The sequence below is a fragment of the Pantoea sp. ICBG 828 genome, assembly GCF_002928355.1.
GTDB classification, from domain to species: domain Bacteria; phylum Pseudomonadota; class Gammaproteobacteria; order Enterobacterales; family Enterobacteriaceae; genus Pantoea; species Pantoea dispersa.
In genome coordinates, this window is the sequence record NZ_POWN01000005.1 from 189,639 (window position 1) to 214,754 (window position 25,116).

Annotated in this window: 25 protein-coding genes; 7 read left to right on the plus strand and 18 right to left on the minus strand. The window is 61.8% G+C overall.

Annotation, left to right across the window (positions count from 1 at the left end; genetic code table 11):
• Nucleotides 1-56 precede the first annotated feature (56 nt).
• From dedD to C1Y43_RS13715, 8 genes are all read right to left on the minus strand, one after another.
• Entirely contained in the window at nt 57-806 is a 750-nt protein-coding gene (dedD, locus tag C1Y43_RS13680) for a cell division protein DedD (protein WP_104188555.1), read from the minus strand.
• Complete coding sequence (folC, locus tag C1Y43_RS13685; protein ID WP_104188557.1) at nt 796-2,064, minus strand: bifunctional tetrahydrofolate synthase/dihydrofolate synthase; 1,269 nt, start codon at nt 2,062-2,064, stop codon at nt 796-798. The genes dedD and folC overlap by 11 nt, the downstream gene beginning before the upstream one ends.
• A 72-nt stretch (nt 2,065-2,136) precedes the next feature.
• Nucleotides 2,137-3,045 carry an acetyl-CoA carboxylase, carboxyltransferase subunit beta gene (gene accD / locus C1Y43_RS13690; protein ID WP_021509178.1) on the minus strand — a complete coding sequence of 303 codons (909 nt, stop codon included), beginning with the start codon at nt 3,043-3,045 and terminating at the stop codon, nt 2,137-2,139.
• A gap of 132 nt (nt 3,046-3,177) precedes the next feature.
• Nucleotides 3,178-3,840: a DedA family protein gene (locus tag C1Y43_RS13695; RefSeq protein ID WP_010617492.1), complete on the minus strand. Its 663-nt coding sequence runs from the start codon at nt 3,838-3,840 to the stop codon at nt 3,178-3,180.
• A 27-nt stretch (nt 3,841-3,867) separates the two neighbouring features.
• The gene (gene truA, locus C1Y43_RS13700; protein ID WP_058758421.1) at nt 3,868-4,680 is read right to left on the minus strand and encodes a tRNA pseudouridine(38-40) synthase TruA; all 813 of its coding nucleotides are present in this window, start codon (nt 4,678-4,680) and stop codon (nt 3,868-3,870) included.
• Nucleotides 4,680-5,690 carry an aspartate-semialdehyde dehydrogenase gene (locus tag C1Y43_RS13705; protein WP_104093061.1) on the minus strand — a complete coding sequence of 337 codons (1,011 nt, stop codon included), beginning with the start codon at nt 5,688-5,690 and terminating at the stop codon, nt 4,680-4,682. The genes truA and C1Y43_RS13705 overlap by 1 nt, the downstream gene beginning before the upstream one ends.
• A gap of 77 nt (nt 5,691-5,767) precedes the next feature.
• A complete protein-coding gene (gene pdxB, locus C1Y43_RS13710; RefSeq protein ID WP_088517061.1) occupies nt 5,768-6,904 on the minus strand; it encodes a 4-phosphoerythronate dehydrogenase PdxB in 1,137 nt (378 codons plus the stop codon).
• Between the two features lie 57 nt (nt 6,905-6,961).
• Nucleotides 6,962-7,741, minus strand: a complete 780-nt coding sequence (locus C1Y43_RS13715) for a helix-turn-helix domain-containing protein (protein WP_104188558.1) — start codon at nt 7,739-7,741, stop codon at nt 6,962-6,964.
• 95 nt (nt 7,742-7,836) lie between these two features.
• On the opposite strand from C1Y43_RS13715, the gene C1Y43_RS13720 reads away from it, so the two are divergent.
• Nucleotides 7,837-8,742 (plus strand): DMT family transporter, encoded by a 906-nt coding sequence (locus C1Y43_RS13720; RefSeq protein WP_104188560.1) that lies wholly within the window; start codon nt 7,837-7,839, stop codon nt 8,740-8,742.
• Here C1Y43_RS13720 and C1Y43_RS13725 read toward each other — a convergent pair.
• Together C1Y43_RS13725 and tctD are read right to left on the minus strand one after the other, a co-directional pair.
• Complete coding sequence (locus C1Y43_RS13725) at nt 8,729-10,105, minus strand: sensor histidine kinase (protein ID WP_058769889.1); 1,377 nt, start codon at nt 10,103-10,105, stop codon at nt 8,729-8,731. The genes C1Y43_RS13720 and C1Y43_RS13725 overlap by 14 nt on opposite strands.
• Complete coding sequence (gene tctD, locus C1Y43_RS13730; protein WP_104188561.1) at nt 10,096-10,767, minus strand: transcriptional regulator TctD; 672 nt, start codon at nt 10,765-10,767, stop codon at nt 10,096-10,098. The genes C1Y43_RS13725 and tctD overlap by 10 nt, the downstream gene beginning before the upstream one ends.
• Before the next feature lie 132 nt (nt 10,768-10,899).
• On the opposite strand from tctD, the gene C1Y43_RS13735 reads away from it, so the two are divergent.
• The 4 genes from C1Y43_RS13735 to flk all read left to right on the plus strand — a co-directional run bounded on the left by C1Y43_RS13735 (nt 10,900) and on the right by flk (nt 14,980).
• On the plus strand, nt 10,900-11,865 hold the full coding sequence (locus tag C1Y43_RS13735; protein ID WP_233209842.1) for a tripartite tricarboxylate transporter substrate binding protein: 966 nt from the start codon (nt 10,900-10,902) through the stop codon (nt 11,863-11,865).
• Between the two features lie 11 nt (nt 11,866-11,876).
• On the plus strand, nt 11,877-12,308 hold the full coding sequence (locus C1Y43_RS13740) for a tripartite tricarboxylate transporter TctB family protein (protein ID WP_058769887.1): 432 nt from the start codon (nt 11,877-11,879) through the stop codon (nt 12,306-12,308).
• A 12-nt stretch (nt 12,309-12,320) separates the two neighbouring features.
• Nucleotides 12,321-13,829, plus strand: a complete 1,509-nt coding sequence (locus tag C1Y43_RS13745) for a tripartite tricarboxylate transporter permease (protein ID WP_058782030.1) — start codon at nt 12,321-12,323, stop codon at nt 13,827-13,829.
• Nucleotides 13,830-13,948: 119 nt separating this feature from the next.
• Nucleotides 13,949-14,980 carry a flagella biosynthesis regulator Flk gene (flk, locus tag C1Y43_RS13750; protein WP_059009109.1) on the plus strand — a complete coding sequence of 344 codons (1,032 nt, stop codon included), beginning with the start codon at nt 13,949-13,951 and terminating at the stop codon, nt 14,978-14,980.
• Nucleotides 14,981-14,994: 14 nt separating this feature from the next.
• Here the strand turns inward: flk and C1Y43_RS13755 are convergent, their stop codons facing one another.
• A complete protein-coding gene (locus C1Y43_RS13755; RefSeq protein ID WP_104188563.1) occupies nt 14,995-15,438 on the minus strand; it encodes a rhodanese-like domain-containing protein in 444 nt (147 codons plus the stop codon).
• Between the two features lie 86 nt (nt 15,439-15,524).
• On the opposite strand from C1Y43_RS13755, the gene C1Y43_RS13760 reads away from it, so the two are divergent.
• Nucleotides 15,525-16,943: a PLP-dependent aminotransferase family protein gene (locus C1Y43_RS13760; protein WP_104188564.1), complete on the plus strand. Its 1,419-nt coding sequence runs from the start codon at nt 15,525-15,527 to the stop codon at nt 16,941-16,943.
• A 62-nt stretch (nt 16,944-17,005) separates the two neighbouring features.
• On the opposite strand, the gene fabB is transcribed toward C1Y43_RS13760, so the two are convergent.
• Entirely contained in the window at nt 17,006-18,226 is a 1,221-nt protein-coding gene (gene fabB, locus C1Y43_RS13765; protein WP_021509164.1) for a beta-ketoacyl-ACP synthase I, read from the minus strand.
• Between the two features lie 155 nt (nt 18,227-18,381).
• On the opposite strand from fabB, the gene mnmC reads away from it, so the two are divergent.
• On the plus strand, nt 18,382-20,394 hold the full coding sequence (gene mnmC / locus C1Y43_RS13770; RefSeq protein WP_104188566.1) for a bifunctional tRNA (5-methylaminomethyl-2-thiouridine)(34)-methyltransferase MnmD/FAD-dependent 5-carboxymethylaminomethyl-2-thiouridine(34) oxidoreductase MnmC: 2,013 nt from the start codon (nt 18,382-18,384) through the stop codon (nt 20,392-20,394).
• A 29-nt stretch (nt 20,395-20,423) separates the two neighbouring features.
• Here the strand turns inward: mnmC and C1Y43_RS13775 are convergent, their stop codons facing one another.
• The 6 genes from C1Y43_RS13775 to prmB all read right to left on the minus strand — a co-directional run bounded on the left by C1Y43_RS13775 (nt 20,424) and on the right by prmB (nt 25,055).
• Entirely contained in the window at nt 20,424-20,705 is a 282-nt protein-coding gene (locus tag C1Y43_RS13775; RefSeq protein WP_010617478.1) for a YfcL family protein, read from the minus strand.
• A gap of 33 nt (nt 20,706-20,738) precedes the next feature.
• A complete protein-coding gene (locus C1Y43_RS13780; protein ID WP_058758412.1) occupies nt 20,739-21,284 on the minus strand; it encodes an elongation factor P hydroxylase in 546 nt (181 codons plus the stop codon).
• A gap of 66 nt (nt 21,285-21,350) precedes the next feature.
• The gene (locus C1Y43_RS13785) at nt 21,351-22,148 is read right to left on the minus strand and encodes a sulfite exporter TauE/SafE family protein (RefSeq protein WP_058758411.1); all 798 of its coding nucleotides are present in this window, start codon (nt 22,146-22,148) and stop codon (nt 21,351-21,353) included.
• A 9-nt stretch (nt 22,149-22,157) separates the two neighbouring features.
• Nucleotides 22,158-22,985: a penicillin-insensitive murein endopeptidase gene (gene mepA, locus C1Y43_RS13790; RefSeq protein ID WP_168715081.1), complete on the minus strand. Its 828-nt coding sequence runs from the start codon at nt 22,983-22,985 to the stop codon at nt 22,158-22,160.
• A 5-nt stretch (nt 22,986-22,990) separates the two neighbouring features.
• On the minus strand, nt 22,991-24,076 hold the full coding sequence (aroC, locus tag C1Y43_RS13795) for a chorismate synthase (protein ID WP_058775833.1): 1,086 nt from the start codon (nt 24,074-24,076) through the stop codon (nt 22,991-22,993).
• A 46-nt stretch (nt 24,077-24,122) separates the two neighbouring features.
• A complete protein-coding gene (gene prmB, locus C1Y43_RS13800) occupies nt 24,123-25,055 on the minus strand; it encodes a 50S ribosomal protein L3 N(5)-glutamine methyltransferase (RefSeq protein ID WP_104093054.1) in 933 nt (310 codons plus the stop codon).
• Nucleotides 25,056-25,116: the final 61 nt, after the last annotated feature.

Here is a 25,116-nt window from a genome sequence, read left to right on the forward strand (position 1 = left end):
AAAAAATACGCCAAAAGCCGCGCCTGTTTCTGCTATCGGCGCGGCTTATCAGTTGATCAGCGTGTGCTGTACGGCTTCACAACACCGCCGAGGCCGGAGATGCCTTTCAGCTCACCGAGTGCGCCCTGCAGTTTCGCTTTGGACGCATCCGGCCCCACGTAAATACGGGTAATCTGCCCCTGCACCGGCGTTGACGGCACGGTAAAGGCGCGATAGCCGGAGAGCCGCAGCTGCGCCACGATCTCATTCACTTTAGCGGCGTTCTTCAGGGCACCAAGCTGTACCACATACGCCTGTCCTGCTGGCGCGGCCGGCTCGCTCTGCTTCGGCGTTTCCGCCGCTTTAGGCTGCTCTGAAGTTTTTGGCTGTTCTGTCGCTTTCGGTTGTTCTGCCGGCTTCGGTTTCGGCTGCTCCACCGGTTTAGGCTTCGGCTGCTCGACCGGCTTCGGCTTCACCTGCTCTGTCGGTTTCTGCTGCTGGTGCACCGGCGGCGGCGTCACGACGCTGGGCTGGCTGTTTTGCGCTGGCTGCGTGCTGCCGCTGGCGGCACTGCTCTGCGTTGCGCTGCTGGCGGGCGCCTGCTGCGCCGCGCTTGCACCTTCCGGCGGCTGCGACGGCAGCGGCTGCGTCACCGGCGGCACCATTTCGCTGTCCTGCTGATCGTCAGGCTTTGGCAACAGCGGAATCGCCGCGAACTCCTCTTTATAATGCTTTTTCTTACCGTCCAGCAGACCCGGTAACACGATGACGCCAATCGCCACCAGAATCACCGTGCCCACTAAACGATTCTGAAACTTACTTGCCACTGCCGTTCTCCGCTGCCATCGATTGCATCACCTGCGCTACGGTGTGGAACGAGCCGCACACCAGAATCACATCGTCGGGCTGAGCCTGCTGCCGCGCCGCCTGCCACGCGGCTTCAACGCTCTGCCAGGCGCTGCCGCCCTGCAGATGCGCCATCAGCTCATCGGCGGACGCGCCGCGCGGGCCGTCGAGCGGCGCGCAGAACCAGCGGTTGACCTGCGGCGCCAGCGCAGCCAGCGTCCCGGCGATATCCTTGTCGTGCAGCATGCCAACCACCGCATGCACCGTGCCATGTGCCGGCAGCTCAGCGAGACGTGAAGCCAGATAATAAGCCGCATGCGGATTGTGTGCCACATCAAGGATCACGCGCGGCGCGGTGCTGACCGTCTGGAAACGTCCCGGCAGAATCGCCAGCGGCAGATGCTGACGAATCAGCGCCTCGCTCACCGTCAGGCCGGAAGCGCGCAACGCCGCAATGGCGGTGGCCGCGTTAGGGAGCGGCACCTGGGGCAGCGGCAGATCGCGCAGTTCACCCTGGGCATCCTGCAGCGTCCAGCTATCGCCCTCGCGCTGCCACTGCCAGTCGCGGTTAATTTGTAACAGCTGCGCACCCTTCTTCGCGGCCACCTGGGCAATGGTGTCGGGCATATCGGCCTCGCCGACCACCGCCGGTTTACCACCGCGGAAAACACCGGCCTTCTCGCGGCCGATGCTGGCGCGATCCGGCCCCAGCCAGTCGGTATGGTCCAGCGCAATGCTGGTGATTACCGCCACGTCGGCGTCGACAATGTTCGTCGCATCCAGCCGGCCGCCCAGCCCCACTTCCAGAATCACGACATCCAGCTGCGCTTCACGGAACAGATTGAGCGCGGACAGCGTGCCAAACTCAAAGTAGGTGAGCGAAATATCGCCGCGTCCGGCCTCGATGGCGGCAAAGCTGGCACTGTGCCGGGCTTCATCCAGCTCTGCACCCTGCACGCGCACGCGTTCGGTGTAACGCACCAGATGCGGCGAGCTGTAGACGCCAACGCGATAGCCTGCGGCCATTAGCAGGGTTTCCAGCGTACGGCAGGTGGTGCCTTTGCCGTTGGTGCCGGCGACGGTGAAGACAAACGGAGCGGGTTTTAGCAGGTCGAGGCGTGCGGCGACGCGCTGAATACGGTCCAGGCCCAGATCGATGGCCTGAGAATGCAGATGCTCAAGATAATGAAGCCACGTGGCCAGAGGCGACGTGGCTTGCGGGAGGTGAAGAGTGTCCATGTGCCCTGTTAGCTCTTTACGATGTAGTGCGTGAATAAAAAGGCGCATTGATATGCGCCTTTCGGTTGCCTGTCAGGCTTCGTTGCTCTCCGGCTCAGCCGCAGTCGGGCGATCACCATCCTGCAGCGGTGCCGGCAGGTTCATCATTTTCGCCAGCAGGCTGGCCAGCTTAAAGCGCATTTCCGGACGACGGATGATCATGTCGATCGCGCCTTTTTCGATCAGGAACTCACTGCGCTGGAAGCCCGGCGGCAGCTTTTCACGTACCGTCTGTTCAATCACGCGTGGGCCGGCAAAGCCGATCAGCGCTTTTGGCTCTGCGACGTTCAAATCGCCCAGCATCGCGAAGCTGGCGGAGACGCCACCCATGGTCGGGTCAGTCAGTACCGAAATATACGGCAGACCGCGCTCCTGCATTTTTGCCAGCGCCGCACTGGTTTTCGCCATCTGCATCAGCGACTGCAGCGCTTCCTGCATACGCGCACCGCCAGAGGCGGAGAAGCAGATCAGCGGGCAGTTGTCTTCCAGCGCCTGCTCAACCGCACGCACGAAACGGGCGCCGACCACCGAGCCCATTGAGCCGCCCATAAAGGAGAACTCAAACGCGGCAGCCACCACCGGCATACCGTGCAGCTGGCCTTTCATTACCACCAGCGCATCTTTCTCGCCGGTCTCTTTCTGTGCCGCAACCAGACGATCTTTGTACTTCTTCGAGTCGCGGAACTTGAGCAGGTCTTTCGGTTCCAGCTCGCTACCCAGCTCTGTCATCGAACCTTCATCCATCAGGCTATGCAGACGCTCGCGCGCGTGCATACGCATGTGGTGGTCGCACTTCGGGCAGACTTCAAGGTTGCGCTCCAGCTCGGCGCGGTACAGCACCTGACCACAGCTATCGCATTTGGTCCACACCCCTTCCGGGATGCTGGCTTTGCGCGAAGGCGTGGTAGTGCTTTTATTCAGTATGCGTTCAATCCAGCTCATTGATGACCTTTCTGTTTAATGCTGACCTGGTCCAGTCTTGTCGTTACTGCTGAAATCACCTTCAGCAGGCCGTAAATGTCGCTCATTAAACCACAACCCGTTCACGCTGTGGATAAAAATCTGGTAACAGGCTTACTGCGACTTGTGCTGACGCGCCTGGCGGCGGTGACGCCACACTTCAATCACGCCTGGCAGTACCGAGACAATGATGATGCCGACAATCAGCAACTTAAGGTTTTCCTGCACCACCGGCAGGTCACCAAACAGGTAACCGGCATAGGAGAATAGCAGGACCCACAGCAGCGCGCCTGTCACGTTAAAGAGCGCGAAGTGGCGATAAGACATGTGTCCCATTCCCGCCACAAAGGGGGCAAAGGTTCGCACGATTGGCACAAAGCGCGCAAGTATAATGGTTTTGCCGCCGTGGCGATCGTAAAAAGCGTGGGTTTTATCGAGGTAGCTGCGGCGGAAAATTTTCGAGTTCGGGTTACTGAACAGCTTCTCGCCAAACAGCCGGCCAATGGTGTAGTTAACCGCGTCGCCGAGGATCGCGGCAATCACCAGCAGCGTCACCATCAGGTGCACGTTGAGGTCGTTGCCCGGCAGCGCCGCCAGCGCACCGGCGACGAACAGCAGCGAATCACCCGGCAGGAACGGCGTAACCACCAGCCCGGTTTCACAGAACAGAATCAGGAACAAAATGGCGTAAATCCAGATGCCGTACTGCGCCACCAGCTCGGCCAGATGCACGTCAATGTGCAGAATGAAATCGACGATAAAGTGGATAAACTCCATAACAGCTAACTCCCTGACACTTTCCGATTAAAATGAATCCGCGAGGAACAACGGTCCCAGCGCAGGCTGAGGTAACGCAAACTGAGCAGGGTAATCCACCGCCACCAGATACAGCCCTTCGGCTTTCGCCGTTGCCGCCGCCAGCGTACGATCTTTTGCCGCCAGCAGCGTGGCCATCCACGTTTCCGGCTGATTGCCGCAGCCAATCTCCAGCAGACTGCCGACGATATTGCGCACCATGTGATGCACAAAGGCGTTGGCTTTGATATCCACAATCACGTACGGCCCCAGGCGCGTGACGTTGAGATGCATCACGTTGCGCCACGGCGTGCGCGACTGGCACTGCACCGCACGGAACGAAGTAAAATCGTTCTCGCCCAGTAAAGCCTGGGCGGCGCGGTGCATCTTTTCCGCATCCAGCGGATGGTAAAAATGGGTAATGCCGTTGCCGAGAATTGCCGGGCGCAGCCGCTGGTTGTAAATCACGTAGCGATAACGGCGCGCGGTAGCGCTGAAGCGCGCGTGAAAGCTTTCCGGCACCGCTTTCACCCAGCGCACCGCAATATCGTCCGGCAGGTTAGCGTTCACGCCCAGCGTCCAGGCGCTGTCGGCACGCGAGGAGGTGGTCTCAAAATGCACCACCTGGCCGGTGCCGTGCACGCCCGCGTCGGTGCGTCCGGCGCAGAACACGTTCACCGGGTGATTGGCCACTTTCGCCAGCGCTTTTTCCAGCTTTTCCTGCACGCTGCGTACTTCATTCTGGCGCTGCCAGCCGTAGTAACGGCTGCCGTCATACTCAATGCCGAGCGCCAGCTTAAACGGGGTCGCGTCTTCCAGCATTAATACAGATACTCCTGCACCAGCTTCTCTGCAGTTTTCACCGCCATCAGCGCGCCGCCGAAGCGGATGTTGTCGGCCACCGACCAGAACTGCAGCAGCTCCGGGATGCCGTAGTCGTTGCGCACGCTGCCGATGCTCAGGGCTTCACTGCCGGAGGCGTCGCTGACCGGCGTCGGGTAATCACCGTCGTCGCTCAGGCTGATATCGTCGGCGCGCGCCAGTTCGTCACGCGCTTCCTCCGCCGACAGCGGCCGCAGGTTTTCGATATAGACGATCTGCGCGTTGCCATAGAACACCGGCGCCTGCACGCTGCTCACCGCAATCGGTAATCCTTCGTCCTGCAGCACTTTACGTACCTGATCGACCAGCCGGCGCTCGCTCGCCACGCTGCCGGCACTGTCCGCCTGCTGCGGCAGCAAGTTGAACGCCAGCTGGCGGCCAAAATAGTGCTCATCGGCCGGTACGCCGTTCAGCAGCCGCGCACTCTCACCGGCCAGGCCGTCTACCGCCGCTTTGCCGTGGCTGGAGACCGACACCAGGTTGGTCACCTGCAGACGGCCTAAACCGGCGGTATCCACCAGCGGTTTGATGGCGCTTAACAGCTGGCTCACCAGCGCATCGGCCACGGTAATGATGTTGCGATTGCGGTAATCCGCCAGCACCTGTGGATTGACATCCGGCACCACCAGCGGCACGTCCGGCTCCAGCGCGAACAGGTCGCTGCTGTCGATTACCAGGCAGCCCTGGCTGGCGGCTTCTTCCGCGTAGCGCGCCGACGCCTCACGGCCGGCGGTAAAGAACGCCAGCTGCGCCTGCGCCCAGTCAAATTCTGCGGCGTCCTGCACGCGCAGCGAGCGGCCATCAAAACGCACGCTCTCTCCGGCGCTGTTTTCACTCGCCAGCAGATATAACTCACCAACCGGGAACTGGCGTTCCGCCAGCAGTTCCAGTACAGCGTTCCCTACTGCGCCTGTCGCGCCCAGTAGCGCAATATTCCAGCCGTCAGACATGTTGGTTTACTCCAGACAATGACATAAAAAAGAGAGGCGATGACATGCATCGCCCATTAATTCAGAAAAATCAGAGATTAGTGATTCGCCCGCAGCGTGGCGCTGAAGCCAAGCTGATTGAGCAGCGCCGCGCTCTCCGCCTCATCACAGATCACCTGCAGCGAAGACCACTCGCGGCGCTCGACATACTGCTTGCGCAGGCGATCAAATTCGCCCGGCTGCGCGGCCACTTTGCGCAGCGGCGCATCGTCGCGGCGCACATCATACACCAGATGCACCAGGCGTTTCAGCGTCGGCTGATCGAGCTTGCCGTGCAGCGTAAGGGTGCCAAACTCGGGGCGCGGCAGCAGCGTGTCCAGCGCCACCTGCTGCGGCTGACCAATAAATTCGCTCCACGCCTCAAACACCTGGGTGGTGCCGCGCGCTTTCCCTTCAAGGGTATAACCGGCGATATGCGCGGTGGCGATATCGACCTTGTCCAGCAGATCGAGGTTGAGGTCCGGCTCCGGTTCCCACACGTCCAGCACCACGCTGAGATCGTTACGCAGCCGGAGCACCTCCAGCAGCGCGGCGTTATCCACCACCGGACCCCGGCAGGCATTGATCAGAATGGTGTTGGGGCGCAGCGCCATCAGCAGCGCGGCATCGGCCAGATGCCAGCTTTTGTAGCGGCCGTCTTTAAACAGCGGCGTGTGAAAGGTCAGGATATCGGCCTGTGCCACCAGCGCGTCGAGCGAGTGGAAATCTTCGTCATCGCCGCGATCGGCGCGCGGCGGATCGCACAGCAGGGTTTTTACTCCCCACGCGGCGAGGCGTTTAGCCAGCCGTCCGCCCACGTTACCGACGCCGACGATGCCCACGGTGCGATCGCGCAGATCAAAGCCGTCGCGTTCGGCCAGCAGCAGCAGCGCGGAGAACACATATTCCACCACCGCAATCGCGTTACAGCCCGGCGCGGCCGAGAAGCCGATACCGGCCGCCGCCAGCGAGGCATCATCGACATGATCGGTGCCGGCAGTGGCGGTGCCGACAAACTTCACCGGCGTGCCGGCCAGCAGTGCGGCATCCACTTTGGTGACGGAGCGCACCATCAGCGCGCTGGCATCCTGCAGTTCGGCTGCCGGCAGCGGGCGGCCCGGCACCGCCACCACCTCTCCGGTGCGGCTGAACAGTTCACGGGCGTAAGGCATATTTTCATCGACGAGAATTTTCACGGCGGCGGTCCTGTCTGCTTGAAATAAACGGGGCATATCATGGCACAAAGCCGGGGATTAACCTAACCGACTGCGATAGCGATCCGGCGTGGTGCCCGCCTGCTGCTGAAACATCACGATCAGCGCGGAAGCGGAGCTGTAACCCAGCTCGTGGGCGATGCCCTGCACGCTGCAGCCCTGCTCCAGCAGCGCAATCGCGCGCAAAAAGCGTAAACGCTGGCGCCACTCGCTGAATGACATCTGCAGCTGCTGCTGACAGCGCCGCGCCAGCGTACGCTCGGTGGTAAACACACGCTTCGCCCATTGTGCCAGCGTGGTGTTATCACCCGGGTTCTCTTCCAGCGCGCGCAGAATCGGCGCGAGGAATTTATCGTCGGACATCGGCAGATAGCTGGTGTTCACCGATGCAAGACGCAGCCGATCAATCAGCACTTCGCACAGCCGCCAGTCGGCGTCGCTCTGCGGCTGCTCCAGCGCGCGGCGGGCAAAATCATTCATGATGGCGTGCACGATGGCGTCCACGCTCAGCAGGCAGGCTTTCTCTGGCATGCCGGCGCATAAATCCGCGGCAAGGTTGAAGGTGCGAAACTGCGCCTGACAGTGGTTGTAGCTGCTGTGGCGCTGGCCCGGCGGGATCCAGATCGGCATTTCGGCCGGCGTCAGCAGCCGCTCGCCTTCCACTTCCATCTCCAGCACGTGGCTGGTGACGAATATCGCCTGGCCCCAGTCGTGCTGGTGCGGCAGGTATTCGGTTTTGGCATTGGTTTGCTCATAGCGCATGAAAAAACGCAGCAGCGGCGCGTCGCGCGGTGGCTGATACTCAACCTGAAGATTCATTCTGTCCGGTCACTAACGAATTTTGTCCGATTTTAACTATCTGCTTTAAACCGGTCAAACGTAAGCTAGTCGCGATTCACATTCGGAGCCGTACTATGAACTTATTGTTACCGCTGGTGGCGGTGCTGATCTGGTCGATCAACACCATCGTCAGCAAGCTGTCTGCCGGCAGTATCGATCCTGCTGCCATCTCCTTTTACCGCTGGCTGCTGGCGCTGCTGGTGCTCACGCCGTTCTGCCTGCCGGGCGTATGGCGCCATCGTCACACCATCAAAACCCAGCTGTGGCGCTTACTGGTGCTGGGCCTGCTCGGCATGGTGCTGTATCAGAGCCTCGCCTATTATGCGGCACACAGCGTTTCGGCGGTGATGATGGGGATTCTCGGCGCCACCATTCCGCTGCTGACCATCCTGCTCAGCCTGGTGGTACTGCGCCTTGCGCCGACGCGCGGCATTCTGATTGGCGGCCTGTTGTCGTTTGCCGGGCTGGTGTGGCTGGTGAGCGCCGGCAACCCGGCACAGCTGCTGAGTCAGCGCCTCGGCAACGGCGAGCTGATGATGCTGGCGGCCTCAACCTCCTACGCGCTGTATGGCGTACTGACGAAGCGCTGGGCAATCCCGCTGCCAACGTGGCAAAGCCTGTATGTGCAAATCTTCTTCGGCGTGCTGTTGCTGCTGCCCGGCTTCTGGCACGCGCCGGAGGTGGCGCTGAACGCCGACAATATTCCGCTGGTGCTGTTCGCCGGGCTGTTTGCCTCGATTGTGGCGCCGTTCCTGTGGATCCTTGGCGTGCAGCGCCTCGGCGCCAGCACCACCAGTATTTTCATGAACGTAGTGCCGGTGTTTACCGCCCTTATTGCCGTGCTGTTCCTGCACGAACAGTTGCATGCTTACCACTGGATTGGCGGCGGTCTGACGCTGGTCGGGGTGATCCTGGCGCAGCGGCTGAAAACTCCGCTGCGTAAAGCGCGCGCGATGGCTCCGCCGATCAGCGAAAGCTAACCGTCACCCGCAGTCCGCCCAGCTGCGGGCTGCGGTCCAGCTGCAGCTGCGCGCCGTGCCAGGCACAGATATCCTGCACCAGCGCCAGTCCAATGCCCGCGCCGGGCTGGCTGGCGTGATCGAGCCGGCCAAACGGCTGCAGCGCCTGCCGCTGCTGATCCGCCGCGATGCCCGGCCCGCTGTCTTCAATCTCCAGCACCTTTTGCCGCAGCCGCGCGGTCACCGTGCCGCCGTGTGGCGTGTATTTGATGGCGTTGTCCAGCAGATTGGCGCACAGCTCGGCCAGCAACAGCGCATCGCCCTGCACCTGGCTCGCCGCCTGCTCTTCAAACCCCAGGTCGATCTGTTTACGCCGCGCCGCCGCATAACCGCTAAAACAGGCCTGCTGCACGATGTCGCTCAGGTTAACCTCACTGAAAGGCTTGTCTTCGCCATGGCGCGCCTTGATTTGCGCCAGCTGCAGCAGGCGATCGGTGAGCTGAACGGTGTCGTCCAGCGTGTGGCGCATGCCCTGCAGGCTTTCGCGCCACTGCTGCGGGTCGTCGCTGCTGAGCGCGACGCCGACCTGGGTTTTCAGGATGGTGAGCGGCGTGCGCAGCTGGTGCGACACATCTGCGCTAAAGCGCTCCTGCCGCGCCAGCAGCCCGCGCAGCCGCTCCAGATGGCGGTTGAAGGCGACGATCAGCGGCTGCAGTTCGGACCACGGCAGCAGCGACGGCAGCGGCGTCAGTTCGCCCGGCGCACGGCGCAGCATCATGCGCGACAGCCGGCGCAGCGGGCGCAGCACTTTCCGCAGCAGCAGCCCGGCCAGCAGCAGCGTGATCAGCACCAGAAAACTCTGGCTGATCAGCGCGGTGCGCAGCAGACTGTCGGCAAAGGCGTGGCGTGAGTTAAGCGTTTCCGCCACCAGCACCAGCGCCATGCCCTGCACGCCTTCCTCGTTCACCGGCTGCCACAGCGCGGCCACGCGAATCGGCTGCTTGCGGTAGTGCGCATCGTAGAAATGCACCAGCGCCGGATAGACATCGGACAGCGGCGCGTTGCCCGGCACCAGCGGTAAATCAGGGTAGCCGGACAGCGTGTGCCCTTCAGGCGAAATCACCTGGTAGAACAGCTGGTCGTTCATGTTGCGCTCAAAGCTGTCCAGCACCACCCACGGCACATCCACCTCCAGCCGCTGATGACGTACCACCAGCCGCTCGGCCACGGTGCGCGCCGAGGCCAGCAGCGAGCGGTCGTAAGCCTGATTTGCCGCCTGCAGCGCGCTCTGATAGTGGGTGTAGACCGACAATCCCCACAGCAGCAGCAGCGGCACCCCCAGCCATGCCAGCAATTCGCCGCGCAGCGAGTGAATCAGTCGCACGGCTGAACCTCGAGGCTGTAGCCGAGGCCGCGCAGCGTGACGATCGCCACGTCGCTGCCCGCCAGCTTTTTGCGTACCCGATGCACATACAGCTCAATGCTCTCCGGGCTGGCCTCATCCGCCAGCGTGAAGGTCTGCTCGTACAGATGCTGGCGCGAAACCGGCCGTCCCGGACGCTGCATTAGCGTCGACAGCACGCTGGCCTCGCGCGGCGTCAGCGGCAGCGGTTTGTGATTCAGCAGGAAATAGCCTTCCGCATCGCGCTCCAGCTGGCCAAGGCTTTGCGTCTGCGTTGCCTGCCCCTGACTGCGGCGCAACAGCGCGCGCAGCCGCGCGTCCAGCTCGTCCAGCTCAAACGGTTTAGTGAGGTAATCATCGGCGCCGGCATTCAGTCCCTGCACGCGCTGCTGCAGCGCGCTCTGTGCGGTGAGCAGCAGCACCGGCACGTGTTGCCCGCGCTTGCGCAGGCGCGCCAGCACCGCAAGGCCATCCAGCCGCGGCAGCGACACATCCAGCACCACCAGCGCATAGTCTTCGCTTTGCAGCACATGGTCCGCCGCCACCCCGTCGGCCACCCAGTCCACGGCGAAGCCTTTTTGCGTCAGCGCTTTCTGCAGCCAGTTGGCCAGCTCGACGGTATCTTCCACCAGTAAGAGACGCATATCACATCCTGTTAGTTTTGCCGATGGCTGAAAGGTAAATGAAAGGTTGCTGTTTTAACAATTCAGCAACCCCGAATGTTCGGTGGCAATCACACTCTGGAAGAAACAATGGAGCGACAGATGAAAAAAACAATGCGCACCGCCTTCGCCACGACCCTGCTGGCTTTTTCTCTTTCTGCGGCACAGGCTGCGGCACCCGAGCGGACCGAATGTATCGCCCCGGCCAAACCCGGCGGCGGTTTTGATCTGACCTGTAAACTGATCCAGGTTTCGCTGCAGGAAACCGGGCAGATCACCACGCCGATGCGCGTGACCTACATGCCGGGCGGCGTCGGTGCCGTGGCTTACAACGCCATCATTGCGCAGCGGCCCGCCGAAGCAGGCACGCTGGTGGCCTTCTCCGGCGGGTCGCTGCTGAACCTGTCGCAGGGCAAGTTTGGCCGTTACTCGGTGGATGACGTGAAGTGGCTGGCGGCCATTGGCACGGACTACGGCATGGTCGCCGTGCGCGCTGACGCGCCGTGGAAAACGCTGGGCGAACTGCTGGAGGCGATGAAGAACGATCCGACCAAAGTGGTGGTCGGCGCTGGCGCCTCCATCGGCAGCCAGGACTGGATGAAAACCGCGCTGCTGGCGCGGGAAGCCGGTATCGATCCGCGCAAAATGCGCTATGTGGCGTTTGAAGGCGGCGGCGAACCGGTTACCGCGCTGCTCGGCAACCACATCCAGGTGGTATCAGGCGACATGAGTGAAATGGTGCCGCACCTGCAGGGTGGCAAGATGCGCGTGCTGGCGGTGATGAGCGACAAACGCCTGCCGGGTGAACTGGCTGACATCCCGACCGCCAAAGAGCAGGGCTTTAACGTTGAGTGGCCGATTATTCGCGGCTATTACCTCGGCCCCAAAGTCAGCGATGCCGATTATCAGTGGTGGGAACAGACGTTTAAAACACTGGTGACCACCAAAGAGTTTCAGCAGCAGCGCGATCTGCGCGGCCTGTTTGAGTTCAACCTGTTTGGTAGCGAGCTGGACGCCTACGTCAAGAAACAGGTGGCAGATTACCGTGAACAGGCGAAATCGTTCGGCCTGGCGAAATAACGGAGGCACAGATGAGCGATCGTATCTTTGCGGCGGTGTGGCTGGTGCTCTGCATCGTCGGGATGGTTATCGCCTGGCAGATTCAAAGCGAGTACAGCTACGAGCCGGTTGGCCCACGCCCTTTCCCGCTGCTGCTGCTCGGTCTGATGGCGATCTGCGCGGTGATGATGCTGCTGCGCAAGCCGGACGCCGTGCAGTGGCCGGTGGCGGCAACGCTGAAAAAGCTGCTGGCGCTGTGCGTCATGCTGATGGTGTACGGCTGGCTGTTTGAGAAGCTGGGTTTTGCCCTGTGTACCACGCTGCTGACCTTCGGCATCGGCATGCTGTTTGGCGCACGCTGGTGGGCGGCCGTCCTCTCCGGTGTGGTAATGGGTGTGGCGCTGTTTTACGCCTTCGATCGTCTGCTGGACGTCACGCTGCCGGTCGGCAGCTGGTTCAGTTAACAGGAGTCACTTATGGATACCTGGTCTTTTCTGATGCAGGGTTTCGCCGTCGCCATGACGCCGGAAAACCTGATGATTGCCCTGATAGGCTGCTTTATCGGCACCATCGTCGGCCTGCTGCCGGGGCTTGGGCCGATTAACGGCGTCGCGATTCTGATGCCGCTGGCGTTTGCGCTGCACTTACCGGCGGAATCCGCGCTGATCCTGCTGGCAACGGTGTACATCGGCTGCGAATATGGCGGGCGCATCTCGTCGATTCTGCTTAACGTGCCGGGGGATGCCGGCGCGATCATGACGGCGCTGGATGGCTATCCGATGGCGCAGCAGGGCAAAGCCGGCGTGGCGCTGTCGATCTCGGCGGTCAGCTCATTCATCGGCTCAACCATCGCCATCATCGGCATCATTCTGTTTGCGCCAATCCTCGCCAACTGGTCGCTGGCGTTTGGTCCGGCAGAGTACTTCGCGCTGATGGTGTTCGCGATTGCCTGTCTCGGCAGCATGATGAGCCACAACCCGCTGAAGTCGTTCCTCGCTGCGCTGATTGGCCTCGGCATGGCGACGGTGGGCGTCGATGCCAATACCGGCGTTTATCGCTTTACCTTTGACAGCGTGCATCTCTCGGACGGCATCCAGTTTGTGGTGGTGGTCATCGGCCTGTTCTCAGTGAGCGAAATTCTGCTGATGCTGGAATCCACCAGCAGCGGCCAGAAGATGGTGCGCGCCAGCGGCCGCATGCTGTTCAATATGAAAGAGGCGGCACAGGCCACCGGCGCAACGCTGCGCTCCTCGTTCATTGGCTTCTTTGTCGGCGTGCTGCCGGGGGCCGGCGCCACCATTGCCAGCGCCATTGCCTATATGAGTGAGAAGAAAATCAGCGGCAGCGATCAGTTTGGCAAGGGTGACATTCGCGGCGTGGCAGCGCCGGAAGCGGCGAACAACGCCTCAGCCTGCGGATCGTTTATCCCGATGCTGACGCTGGGCATTCCCGGCTCAGGCACCACGGCGGTGATGGTCGGTGCGCTGACGCTGTATAACATCACGCCCGGTCCGGCAATGTTTACCGAACAGCCGGACATCGTCTGGGGCCTGATCGCCGCTCTGCTGATCGGTAACGTGATGCTGCTGATCATGAACATCCCGATGATCAACATCTTTGCACGCATGCTGACCATTCCGCTGTGGTTCCTGGTGCCGGCGATCGCCGCCATCTCCGCGGTAGGCGTGTATGCGGTGCACAGCACTACGTTTGACCTGCTGCTGATGGTCGGGCTGGGTATTTTCGGCTACATCCTGCGCAAGATGGATTTCCCGATGTCGCCGCTGATTCTCGGCTTTGTGCTGGGCGAAATGCTGGAGCAGAACCTGCGTCGCGCGCTGTCAATCAGCAACGGCAACCTGCCAATTCTGTGGGAAAGCCTGATCTGTAAAGTGCTGCTGGTGCTGGCTGTCGCCGTGCTGGTGGTGCCGCCGCTGTGGAAGCGCTGGCGTCGCAAGCGCATGAAGCTGGCCGCCGCCGAATAAATCCGTGTCTTATTGTTTTTCTCCCTGCCGCCCCCGTGGATTTCCCGGGGGCTTTTGCTATCATGTGCCATCGTTTTTCCGGCGCACCCGGATCTGACTCGTTTTTCAAGGATTCCGCCATGCAACCTCTCAGCGGTCCCGGTGTGCCCGCGGGCGATCGTTCATCTGTTAACCCGGCTAACGGCGCAGGCCGCCCCGGCGCTGCGGCAGGTGAACAGCCGCTCTCCCCGGCCCAGCGCACCACGCTGGAACGCCTGATCGTCCGTATCATGTCACTCAGCACGCTGAAAGCACCCGAACTGTGGGCTGGCATCCGTCATGAAGTAGGCGTGAAAAATGACGCCGAACTGCAGTCGCGCCACTTTCCGGCGGCCGAGCAGCATCTCAACAGCCGTCTGACCCAGGTGCAGAACAGCCACGCCACGCGCCAGCTGTTGCAGCAGCTGCTGGAAAAACTGCCGCAGGGCAACAATCGTCAGGCGGTGAGCGACTTTATCCGTCAGCAGTTTAATCAGACGGTATTGAGCGCGCTGAGCCAGGATCAGCTGCGTCAGGTGCTGACCATGCTGCAGAACGGTCAGATGGCAATCCCGCAGCCGCAGCAGACGCGCACCACCGATCGTACCCTGTTACCGGCCGAACAGCAGGCGCTCAACCAGCAGGTTACGCGCCTTGCCGCCGCCACCGGTGAATCACCGGTAAAAGTGCTGGCCGACACGCTGAAACTGGTCAATCTGAAAAGCGGCGACCCGGTTCCGTCGCGCCACTTCCCACTGCTGACGCAGTTTTTACAGGTGCGCCAGACGCTGAGCCAGCACAGCGCGCCGACGCTGCAGCTGCTGGAAAGCTCGCTCAAGCAGCCGCTGAGCCACGACGAGCAGCGCATGCTGGAGGATTACAGCCTGCAGCGCTTCCAGGCCACGCCGCAGACGTTACTGACGCCGGCACAAAGCCAGGATCTGCTGATGCTGCTGTTCAGCCGCCGCGCCGAGCGCAACAGCGAAACGCCGCTGGCCGACAGCGAGCTGCGACCGCAGCCAATCTGGGCACCGTTTGTTGAGATCCTGCCGCGTCCACTGGCACAGCGCCCGGCGCTGACGCTGGTGCTCGGCCTGGCGCTGTTCTTCTTTTTGCTCTGGCTGCTACTGTAGTTAAGCCATCGCACTCAGCAGCCGCACGCCGCCGCGGCTGCCGCGGCGGGCCACTCGCCTGGCGCCGCGCCCCACGCCATCGGGTGGCCATCGCGCTTCCAGAAATCCAGCCCGCCAATCAACTCTTTAACCTCAAACCCCAGCTCAGCCAGCTTTAGCGCCGCTTTGGTCGAACCGTTGCAGCCGATGCCGTCGCAGTACGTCACGTAGACGCGGTGACGATCGAGCCGCGCGGTGCTGGCCGCATCGATTTCGCGATGCGGCAACGACAGCGCGCCGCAGAGATGCCCGGCCTGATACGCCTCGCGGCTGCGGGCATCAATCACCACAATCTGCGTGACGCCCTGCGCCAAATCCGCCGCCAGATCCCAGGCATCGGTGTAGTAGCTCAGTTTGTGCTGCAGATAAGCCACGCTGTGCTGCGGGCTGGCGGGCGGATAAAACAAAACGGCTGACATGGCATTCTCCTGTTGTGATGTCCCTGCAGTGTACGGCAAAGTGGTCTGCATCCTGATACCACTTTGACTGTAGCGATAAGACCATTATGCAGCACGCCTTTTTGCCACTGTTTCGCCATCAGACGCAGGGCGGTTTACGTCAGCGGCTGTGCGCCACGCTGCGCCAGGCCATTGTCAGCGGCCATTTGCGCTTCGGGCAGAAGCTGCCTTCGAGCCGCCAGCTGGCTGCCGATCTGGCGCTGTCACGCGTGACGGTTGAAGCCGCTTACAGCCAGCTGGAGAGCGAAGGCTACGTGCAGCGGCACAGCGGACGCGGCACCTTCGTCGCTATCGCCCTGCCGCCACCGGCGGAAAAGGCGACAGCGCAGCGCGCACCGCGCTTTTCGCAGCGCGGCACGCAGGTGCTGGCGACCGGTGGCTGCCAGGATCCCCCTTTTCCCCTTGCCTTTGCCGCCGGATCACCGGAACTGCGCGCGTTTCCGCACCGCCAGTGGCAGCGGCTGAGCCACAGCGTACAGCGCGCGCTGGGCAGTCAGGTGATGGGCTATGGCGATCCGCTCGGTTATGCGCCGCTGCGCCAGGCGGTGGCGGATTATCTGGCGCTGTCGCGCGGCGTGCGCTGTACGGCTGAGCAGGTCATCATGCTCACCAGTTCACAGCAGGCGCTGCAGCTGCTGGCGCTGATGTTTCTGGATGCAGAGGATGAAGTGTGGCTGGAGGAGCCGGGCTACCGTGGCGCGCGGAACGCCTTTCTCGCCGCCGGTGCCCGCTGCCGCGCCATGCCGCTGGACGATCAGGGCGCGCTACCACTCAGCGGCCGGGCGCAACTGGTGTATCTGACGCCCGGCCACCAGTATCCGACCGGCACACCGATGAGCCTCGCGCGGCGGCTGCAGTGGCTGGCGTGGGCACGTCAGCACGATAGCTGGCTGATCGAGGATGACTACGACAGTGAATTTCACTATGACGGTCGCCCGGCGCCGGCGCTGCAGGGCATGGAAGCCGATAGCCGGGTTATCAGCCTGGGGACCTTTTCCAAAACCCTGTTTCCGTCGCTGCGGCTGGCGTGGATGGTGGTGCCCGCAGCGTTGGTGACGGCGCTGGGTCGCGCGCGCAGCGTACTGGACGGCCACAGCGCCCTGCTGCCGCAGGCGATCACCGCCGAATTTATCCAGCAAGGCTATTTCGCCAGCCACCTGCGGCTGATGCGTCAACTCTATCATAGCCGGCGCGATCGGCTGCTGACGCAGCTGGAACAGCATCTGCAGCCGTGGCTGCGGCCGCTGCCGGCAACAGGCGGGTTGCAATTGACGGTTGAGTTATTACAGGGAGATGAGGCGCGGCTCACGCAGCAGGCGCAGGCCGACGGTCTGCTGCTGCCGCCGCTGTCACCCCTTTACGCCGGCGCATCGCCACAGCAGGGCTGGATACTCGGCTTTGCCGCGTTGACGCCAGGCGAAATTGACCGCGCCTGCGCGAAGCTGGTAAGGCTGCTGGCAACCTGAATCCGTCAGCGACAAAAACAACAAAGGCCGGATTAACCGGCCTTTGAGCATTAGCGTAAGCGTTACGCCTGGTATTTACGCAGGGTCAGCGTGGCGTTGGTGCCACCGAAGCCGAAGCTGTTGGACATCACCGTGGTCAGCGCTTTTTCGGTTGGCTGCGTCACAATGTTCATGCCTTTCGCTGCGTCATCCAGCTGTTCCACGTTAATGCTTGGCGCGATGAAGCTGTGCTCCAGCATCAGCAGGGTGTAAATCGCTTCCTGCACACCTGCCGCACCCAGCGAGTGACCGGTCATGGCTTTGGTCGCAGAGATGTATGGCGTGTTGTCGCCAAACACTTCGCGAATCGCGCCCAGCTCTTTCACGTCGCCGACCGGCGTTGACGTGCCGTGGGTGTTGAGGTAGTCGATTGGCGTATCCAGACCCTGCATCGCCATCTTCATGCAACGCACCGCGCCTTCGCCTGACGGAGCCACCATGTCAGCGCCGTCAGAGGTTGCGCCGTAGCCGACGATCTCAGCGTAGATGTGGGCACCACGCGCCAGCGCATGCTCCAGCTCTTCCACTACCACCATACCGCCGCCGCCGGCGATCACGAAGCCGTCACGGCTGGCATCGTAAGTACGCGACGCTTTTTCCGGGGTTTCGTTGTATTTAGTCGAGAGCGCGCCCATGGCGTCGAACTCACAGGCCATTTCCCAGCTCAGCTCTTCGCCGCCGCCGGCAAATACCACATCCTGTTTGCCCAGCTGAATCTGCTCCACCGCGTTGCCGATGCAGTGTGCTGACGTCGCGCACGCCGAACTGATGGAGTAGTTGACGCCGTGGATTTTGAACGGCGTGGCCAGGCAGGCAGAGACGCCAGACGCCATCGCTTTGGTCACCACGTACGGGCCAACGCCTTTCAGACCGCGCGGGCCACGCATCGCGTCGGCACCGAACACCTGATAACGCGGGGAACCGCCACCGGAACCGGCAATCAGACCAACACGCGGGTTGTTCTGGTACTGCTCATCCGTCAGGCCGGAATCTTTGATTGCTTCTGCCATCGACAGATAGGCATAGATTGAGGCATCACTCATGAAACGCACGATTTTGCGATCGATGAGCCCGTTAGTGTCCAGTTTGACGTTACCCCATACATGGCTGCGCATGCCGGCATCTTTCATCTCTTCGGAGAAAGTGATTCCGGAACGGCCTTCACGCAGGGAAGCCAGCACTTCCTGCTGGTTATTACCAATACTGGAAACGATACCCAGGCCAGTAATCACTGCACGTTTCATTCAATAGTCCTCATTCCACTTCTTTTGGATTGACGTGCACTCTAGCTTACAGTTGTACGCCGAACAAGTCCGATCAGCCATTTCCTTTTGTAAATTTGCGTCATGTGACGCCACTCGCTAAAATCGCGCCACTGCCTGAAAAATGAGCCTTTCCCGTGAAGTTATCCCCGGTTGAACACGCGCAATTAAACTGGAACGATCAGGGTACACCTGTTTCCCGAGCGTTCGACGACGTCTATTTCTCCAACGACAACGGACTGGAGGAGACGCGCTATGTGTTCCTCGACGGTAACCATCTTCCGCAGCGATTTGCCGCACATCCGCGCGATCTGTTCATCGTTGCCGAGAGCGGTTTTGGCACCGGACTCAACTTTCTTACCCTGTGGCAGGCATTCGATCGCTTCCGCGCCGCCCATCCGCAAGCCGGGTTGCGCCGCCTGCACTTTATCAGCTGCGAAAAATACCCGCTGACCCACGCCGATCTGGTGAGCGCGCACGCGCACTGGCCGGAACTGGCCCCGTGGGCCGGACAGTTACAGCAGCAGTGGCCGCTGGCCCTGCCCGGCTGTCAGCGCCTGCTGTTCAATGGCGGCGAGGTGACGCTGGATCTGTGGCTGGGTGATATTAAGGCGCTGATTGATACTTTTGATGACAGCCTCAACGGTCAGGTTGACGCGTGGTTTTTAGATGGCTTTGCGCCAGCGAAAAACCCGGAGATGTGGACGCCTTCCCTGTTCGCCGCCATGGCGCGGCTGGCGCGTCCCGGCGGCACCTTCGCCACCTTTACCTCGGCGGGCTTTGTGCGGCGGGGCTTACAGCAGGCCGGATTCAGCGTGGCGAAGCGCAAAGGCTTCGGCCACAAGCGTGAAATGCTGACCGGCGTGCTGGACAGCGCCCCCGGGCAGCTAGCGGCTCAGCCGTGGTATGCGCGTCCGCAGGCCACCAGCCGCGAGGTGGCGCTGATTGGCGGCGGCGTGGCCAGCGCGGTGCTGGCGCTGGCGCTGCTGCGGCGTGGCTGGCAGGTTACGCTGTACTGCGCCGATGCCGCCCCAGCGCTCGGCGCATCGGGTAACCGTCAGGGCGCGCTCTATCCGCTGCTTAACCAACACGATCCGGCGCTCGCCACTTTTTTCCCGGCGGCATTCAGCTTTGCCCGCCGCCTGTACGATGCGCTGCCGGTGATGTTCGAACATCAGTGGAGCGGCGTGCTGCAGCTCGGCTGGGATGCCAAAAGCGCAGAGAAGATCGCGCAGATGCTGAGCATGGATCTGCCGCACGAGCTGGCGCACGGCGTCAGCCCGCAGCAGGCTCAGCAGCTGGCCGGCGTCGATCTCGACTGCGGCGGCATTTTCTATCCACAGGGCGGCTGGCTGTCGCCGTCACAGCTCACCAGCAATCTGCTGGAGTATGCCCAGACTCAGGGGCTGCGCATGCACTGGCTGCATCGCGTGACGCAACTGGTCCGCCAGCAGGCAGGCTGGACGCTGCAGTTCGCCCAACAGCCTGCGGTAAGCCATCAGCAGGTGGTGCTGGCCAACGGCCATGCGCTGCAGGCGATCGGGCAAAGCCGCGATTTGCCGGTGTATGCGGTGGCCGGTCAGGTCAGCCATGTGCCGACCAACGCGGCGCTGAACCCGCTGCGCACCGTGCTGTGTTACGACGGCTATCTCACCCCGGTCAGCCCGAACTTTGCCACGCACTGCATCGGTGCCAGCTACCATCGCGGTGAGACGGTAACCGCTTTCCGCGCCGACGATCAGCAGGAGAATCGCCAGCGGCTGATTAACTGTCTGCCGCAGGTCAGCTGGCCGACGCAGGTTGACGTCAGCGCTGATGAAGCGCGCAGCGGCGTGCGCTGCGCCACGCGCGATCACCTGCCGATGAGCGGCAGCGTGCCGGATTACGCGGCGACGCTCAGTGAGTATGCGGATCTAGCGGCGCAGCGCGCGCGCGGCGAGCAGATTGCGGAAGCGCCGGTGCATCCCGGCCTGTTCGTGCTTGGCGCACTGGGGTCGCGCGGACTGTGCAGCGCGCCGCTGGCAGCAGAAGTGCTGGCGGCGCAAATGAGCGGCGAGCCACAGCCGCTGGACAGCAGCACGCTGGCGGCGCTGCATCCCAACCGTTACTGGGTGCGCAAATTGCTGAAAGGGAAAAAGGCAGGACGCTAAAGCGCGGGGCGAGCGATCGCCCCGGCCAGTCAGGCAGTGAGGCGCGCCTGGGTAAACAGGTTATCCCACATGCCCACCACCAGCGCCTGGTCGCGCGGCGACAGTTCACCGGCGGCGATGGCGTTTTGCAGGCTGTTGGTGACCTGAATTTGCAGCGCTTCCGGCGTGTGTTCGCCGCTCTGCTCAATTTCCGCTACTGCCAGCGTCAGATGGCCACGCAGATAACCGCTGGCAAACAGTTCGTCGTCGCTGGCGTGTTCGACCATATCGTCAATCAGCGCCAGAATGCGGGACTCGAATTCTACGATCATCTTCTCATCATCCTTCATTTATCGGAGTGCGGCTCACAGATCTTCCGGCCACGGAAACTGTGCCGCCGTCAGTGCAGGCGTACCATAATAGCTGGCTAACGCATCAATAAAGCGCGCCGGACGCGCCGGGATGCCGTGCTGCAGATAATGCATCACCTGCGCATGCACCTTGCGCTGAAACGCGATGCGATCCGGTTCACAATCGCCGTCGAGATTGTCACAGCTGACGTTGAAGGGAAAGCCGGCTGCCACACAGAACAGCCACTCCAGCGCCTGCGGCTTAATCTCCACCGCTTCAAACTGGCCCTGCGTTTGCGCATCGCGCCCGTCCGGGCAGTACCAGTAACCAAAATCCACCAGCTTGCGCCGCGCTTCACCGGCAATACACCAGTGCGAAATTTCGTGCAGCGCGCTGGCGTAAAAGCCATGGGCAAACACCACGCGGTGCCACGGTGAGGTGTCATCCGCTGGAAGATAAATAGGTTCATCATCGCCTTTAATTAGACGCGTCTGAAAATCCTCAGCAAAGCAGCCGTCAAAAATCTCCACCAGCTGCTGATAATGGTGCTCTTTACTCATAATATTTTAATCTTTAAACAAACCGCCGCCATTGTCGCACTGGCGGCCGGTTTTGACGAGTGCGGATTACAGTGCGGCAAACCAGGCGAGAATGACACTGCCGTGGCTGTCCCACAACAGCTTAGCGCTCATGACAGCAGACACCGTCACCACCATCGGGCGAATCAGCTTCTGACCGCGGCTCAGCACCAGCCTGGCGCCGAGGCGTGCGCCAATAAACGCCCCCAGCAGCATAATCACGCCGGTGCCCCACACCACCTTGCCGCCGAACATAAAGAACAGCAGACTGGCGAAGTTGGAGGTGAAATTTAGGATTTTGGCGTGGGCGGTGGCTTTGGCCAGATTGAAGCCGCAAAGCGTGACGAAGGCCAGCGCATAGAACGAGCCGGCACCCGGGCCGAAGAAGCCATCGTAAAAGCCGACGCAGCCGCCGCCCACCAGCGCAAACGCCAGGCCGTGCAGGCGCTGCTCGCGATCGGCCTCGCCAAGACGCGGCATCAGCAGGAACCACAGCCCGATGCTGATCAGCAGCAGCGGCAGTATCTGGCGCAGTATCTCAGCCTGAATATGCTGAATCAGCAGCGTTCCGCCAATCGCGCCAAGAAAGGTCATGGCGATATTCAGCCGCTGCTCGCGCAGTTTCACCGCGCCGCGCCGCACAAAATAGAGGCTGGCCGAGAAGGAGCCACCGACCGATTGCAGCTTGTTGGTCGCCAGCGCCTGCGCCGGCGAAAGACCGGCCGCCAGCAGCGACGGCACGGTCAGCAGACCGCCACCGCCGGCGATGGAATCAATAAAGGCCGCCAGCACCGCGACCAGAAACAGCACGCCAAGCACTACCGGGCTGACAACAAACAGATCCATCTCAGGTTCCTACAGTAGATGCTTATCAAGTAACGCCTGGCAGGAAGGCGGCAACGGCGGCGGCGACTTCTTCACCGGCGGCGTAGTGCCCGGCTTCTTCGGCAGGAACCAGCTCTCCAGCTCTGCGCCGCAGCCATCGCCCGGCGGTGGTGGCGCCTGATCTTCACACTCCAGGCTGCCCGGCGGACAGCGCAGGCGCACGTGCATGTGTGCCCGATGGGCAAACCACGGCCGCACTTTGTGGAGCCACGCACGATCGCTACCGGCATCGGCACAAAGCTGCTTTTTAATCGCCGGATTGACGAAGATGCGCGTGACGTCGTCATCTTTCGCCGCCAGCTTGATCAGGCTGTCGATCTGCGGCTGCCAGTGCCGCGCGATCACCTGGCGGTCGTCCGGCCCAACCAGATCGAGCGGCTGCGGCTTCAGCAGCTGCTGTGCCGTCCAGCGGCTCTGCGGCAGCTGCAGCCAGATATCCACGTCGAGACCGGTCTGATGGCTGGCGTGACCGCTGCTAAAACGTCCACCGGCGGCCATGCCCATATCACCAATCAGCACCTGGCCCAGCTGCAGCTGATGTGCCTGGGTGCTGAGGCGCTGGATAAAGGCGATCAGGTCCGGGTGGCCGTAATAGCGGCGCTGATCCTGACGCATCACCTGATAGTTAGGCGAGTTGAGCGGCAGCTGCTGCGCCCCGACGATACAGCCGTTGGCAAAGCTGCCGATGGACTGCGGGCTGCCGGCAATCGGTTGATGGATTTGCTGCCACGGCGTGGCAGCCAGGCTGACCGCACTGCACAGCAGCGCGGCAAGGGAGAGTAACAGGCGGCGTATCATGCGGCTTACCAGCGCGGGACGCTGCTGTTGACGTCAGCGTTCTGCCCACGCTGGCGCAGCAGGTGATCCATCAGCACAATCGCCATCATTGCTTCCGCGATCGGTACCGCGCGGATGCCGACACAGGGATCGTGACGGCCTTTGGTGATCATCTCCACTTCCGCGCCGTCGCGGGTGATGGTGTTGCCCGGCACGGTGATGCTGGAAGTGGGCTTCATCGCCAGGTTGGCGCTGATGGTCTGACCGCTGCTGATCCCGCCGAGAATGCCACCGGCATGGTTGCTTTGAAACCCGTTGCTGCGGATTTCATCACGATGCTGACTGCCGCGCTGGTTGATCACCGCGAAACCATCACCGATCTCCACGCCTTTCACCGCGTTGATGCTCATTAGCGCGTGCGCCAGATCGGCGTCAAGGCGATCGAACACCGGCTCACCGAGGCCCGGCGGCACGTTTTCGGCCATTACCGTGACTTTGGCACCGATGGAGTCGCCCTCTTTTTTCAGCGCGCGCATCAGTTCGTCCAGCGCATCGAGTTTGGCGGCATCGGGGCAGAAAAACGGGTTATCTTCCACAATACTCCAGTCTTTCAGCTCGCAGGCGATGTCGCCAATCTGCGCCAGATAGCCGCGCACCACGATGCCGTGCTTCATCTGCAGATACTTTTTAGCAATGGCACCGGCCGCTACGCGCATGGCGGTTTCGCGGGCCGAGGAGCGGCCGCCGCCGCGATAGTCGCGCAGGCCATATTTCTGTTCGTAGGTGTAATCCGCATGGCCGGGACGGAACAGATCTTTAATCGCGCTGTAATCCTGCGAACGCTGGTCGGTGTTTTCAATCAGCAGACCGATGGAGGTGCCGGTGGTGACGCCTTCAAACACGCCGGACAAAATCTTCACCTGATCCGGCTCGCGGCGCTGGGTGGTATAGCGCGAAGTGCCGGGACGACGACGATCGAGATCGTGCTGAATATCGGCTTCGGTCAGCGGGATGCCGGGCGGCACACCATCAACAATGCAGCCAAGCGCAATACCGTGCGACTCGCCAAAGGTGGTAACGCGAAAAAGTTGTCCGATGCTGTTTCCGGCCATGGGGGTTCCTTGTTGCGATGTTGCGGGCGAGCGCTCGCCCCGATTTTTAGTCTTTATAGAATGAGAAGTGCGACTGCGCCGCGACGATTTGGTCGCGCGTCAGCATGAACACGCCGTCACCGCCGTTATCAAACTCCAGCCAGGTAAAAGGCACGTCCGGATACTGCTCCATCATGTGCACCATGCTGTTACCGACTTCGCAAATCAGCACGCCCTGCTCGCTGAGGTAGTCCGGCGCGCAGGCCAGGATGCGGCGCACCAGCTTCAGGCCGTCACTGCCCGCGGCCAGACCGAGCTCCGGCTCGTGGCGATATTCGTTCGGCAGGTCGTCCATGTCTTCGGCATCGACGTACGGCGGGTTGGTGACGATCAGATCATATTTAACCTGCGGCAGATTGCGGAACAGATCGGCGCGAATCGGCGTGACGTGATGCAGCAGGCCGTGCTCTTCAATATTCTGTTCAGCCACGGCCAGCGCGTCGGTGGAGATATCGACGGCATCCACTTCCGCTTCCGGGAAGGCGTACGCACAGGCGATGGCGATACAGCCGCTGCCGGTGCACATATCGAGAATGTGGCGTGGCGCTTCGTTGATCAGGCCGGCAAAGCGGTTTTCGATCAGCTCGCCAATCGGTGAACGCGGCACCAGCACGCGCTCATCGACGTAGAATTCATGGCCGCAGAACCAGGCTTTGTTGGTGAGATAGGCCACCGGAATGCGCTCGTTAACGCGACGGATGACGCGTTCCACGATGCGGTGACGTTCGCTGGCGGTCAGACGCGCGTGGCGCATGTCTTCCGGAATATCCAGCGGCAGCCACAGCGTCGGCAGCACCAGTTGAACCGCTTCGTCCCAGGGATTGTCCGTGCCGTGGCCGTACCAGATGCCCGCCGCCGAAAAGCGGCTTACTGCCCAGCGCAGCATATCCTGAATGGTGTGCAGTTCGTTCACTGCCTCATCGACGAAAATCTTGTCCACGTAGCCCTCCGCAGGCCATAAAATCAATCGGCCGATAGTGTGCCATGAAGCCGGGCAGAAT

Coding starts and splice junctions, on each gene's coding strand:
- folC (WP_104188557.1), bottom strand. CDS start 2,064: ATGGACACTCTTCACCTCCCGCAAGCCACGTCGCCTCTGGCCACGTGG.
- accD (WP_021509178.1), bottom strand. CDS start 3,045: ATGAGCTGGATTGAACGCATACTGAATAAAAGCACTACCACGCCTTCG.
- C1Y43_RS13695 (WP_010617492.1), bottom strand. CDS start 3,840: ATGGAGTTTATCCACTTTATCGTCGATTTCATTCTGCACATTGACGTG.
- truA (WP_058758421.1), bottom strand. CDS start 4,680: ATGCTGGAAGACGCGACCCCGTTTAAGCTGGCGCTCGGCATTGAGTAT.
- C1Y43_RS13705 (WP_104093061.1), bottom strand. CDS start 5,690: ATGTCTGACGGCTGGAATATTGCGCTACTGGGCGCGACAGGCGCAGTA.
- C1Y43_RS13715 (WP_104188558.1), bottom strand. CDS start 7,741: ATGAATCTTCAGGTTGAGTATCAGCCACCGCGCGACGCGCCGCTGCTG.
- C1Y43_RS13720 (WP_104188560.1), top strand. CDS start 7,837: ATGAACTTATTGTTACCGCTGGTGGCGGTGCTGATCTGGTCGATCAAC.
- tctD (WP_104188561.1), bottom strand. CDS start 10,767: ATGCGTCTCTTACTGGTGGAAGATACCGTCGAGCTGGCCAACTGGCTG.
- C1Y43_RS13735 (WP_233209842.1), top strand. CDS start 10,900: ATGCGCACCGCCTTCGCCACGACCCTGCTGGCTTTTTCTCTTTCTGCG.
- C1Y43_RS13740 (WP_058769887.1), top strand. CDS start 11,877: ATGAGCGATCGTATCTTTGCGGCGGTGTGGCTGGTGCTCTGCATCGTC.
- C1Y43_RS13745 (WP_058782030.1), top strand. CDS start 12,321: ATGGATACCTGGTCTTTTCTGATGCAGGGTTTCGCCGTCGCCATGACG.
- flk (WP_059009109.1), top strand. CDS start 13,949: ATGCAACCTCTCAGCGGTCCCGGTGTGCCCGCGGGCGATCGTTCATCT.
- C1Y43_RS13755 (WP_104188563.1), bottom strand. CDS start 15,438: ATGTCAGCCGTTTTGTTTTATCCGCCCGCCAGCCCGCAGCACAGCGTG.
- C1Y43_RS13760 (WP_104188564.1), top strand. CDS start 15,525: ATGCAGCACGCCTTTTTGCCACTGTTTCGCCATCAGACGCAGGGCGGT.
- fabB (WP_021509164.1), bottom strand. CDS start 18,226: ATGAAACGTGCAGTGATTACTGGCCTGGGTATCGTTTCCAGTATTGGT.
- C1Y43_RS13775 (WP_010617478.1), bottom strand. CDS start 20,705: ATGATCGTAGAATTCGAGTCCCGCATTCTGGCGCTGATTGACGATATG.
- C1Y43_RS13780 (WP_058758412.1), bottom strand. CDS start 21,284: ATGAGTAAAGAGCACCATTATCAGCAGCTGGTGGAGATTTTTGACGGC.
- C1Y43_RS13785 (WP_058758411.1), bottom strand. CDS start 22,148: ATGGATCTGTTTGTTGTCAGCCCGGTAGTGCTTGGCGTGCTGTTTCTG.
- mepA (WP_168715081.1), bottom strand. CDS start 22,985: ATGATACGCCGCCTGTTACTCTCCCTTGCCGCGCTGCTGTGCAGTGCG.
- aroC (WP_058775833.1), bottom strand. CDS start 24,076: ATGGCCGGAAACAGCATCGGACAACTTTTTCGCGTTACCACCTTTGGC.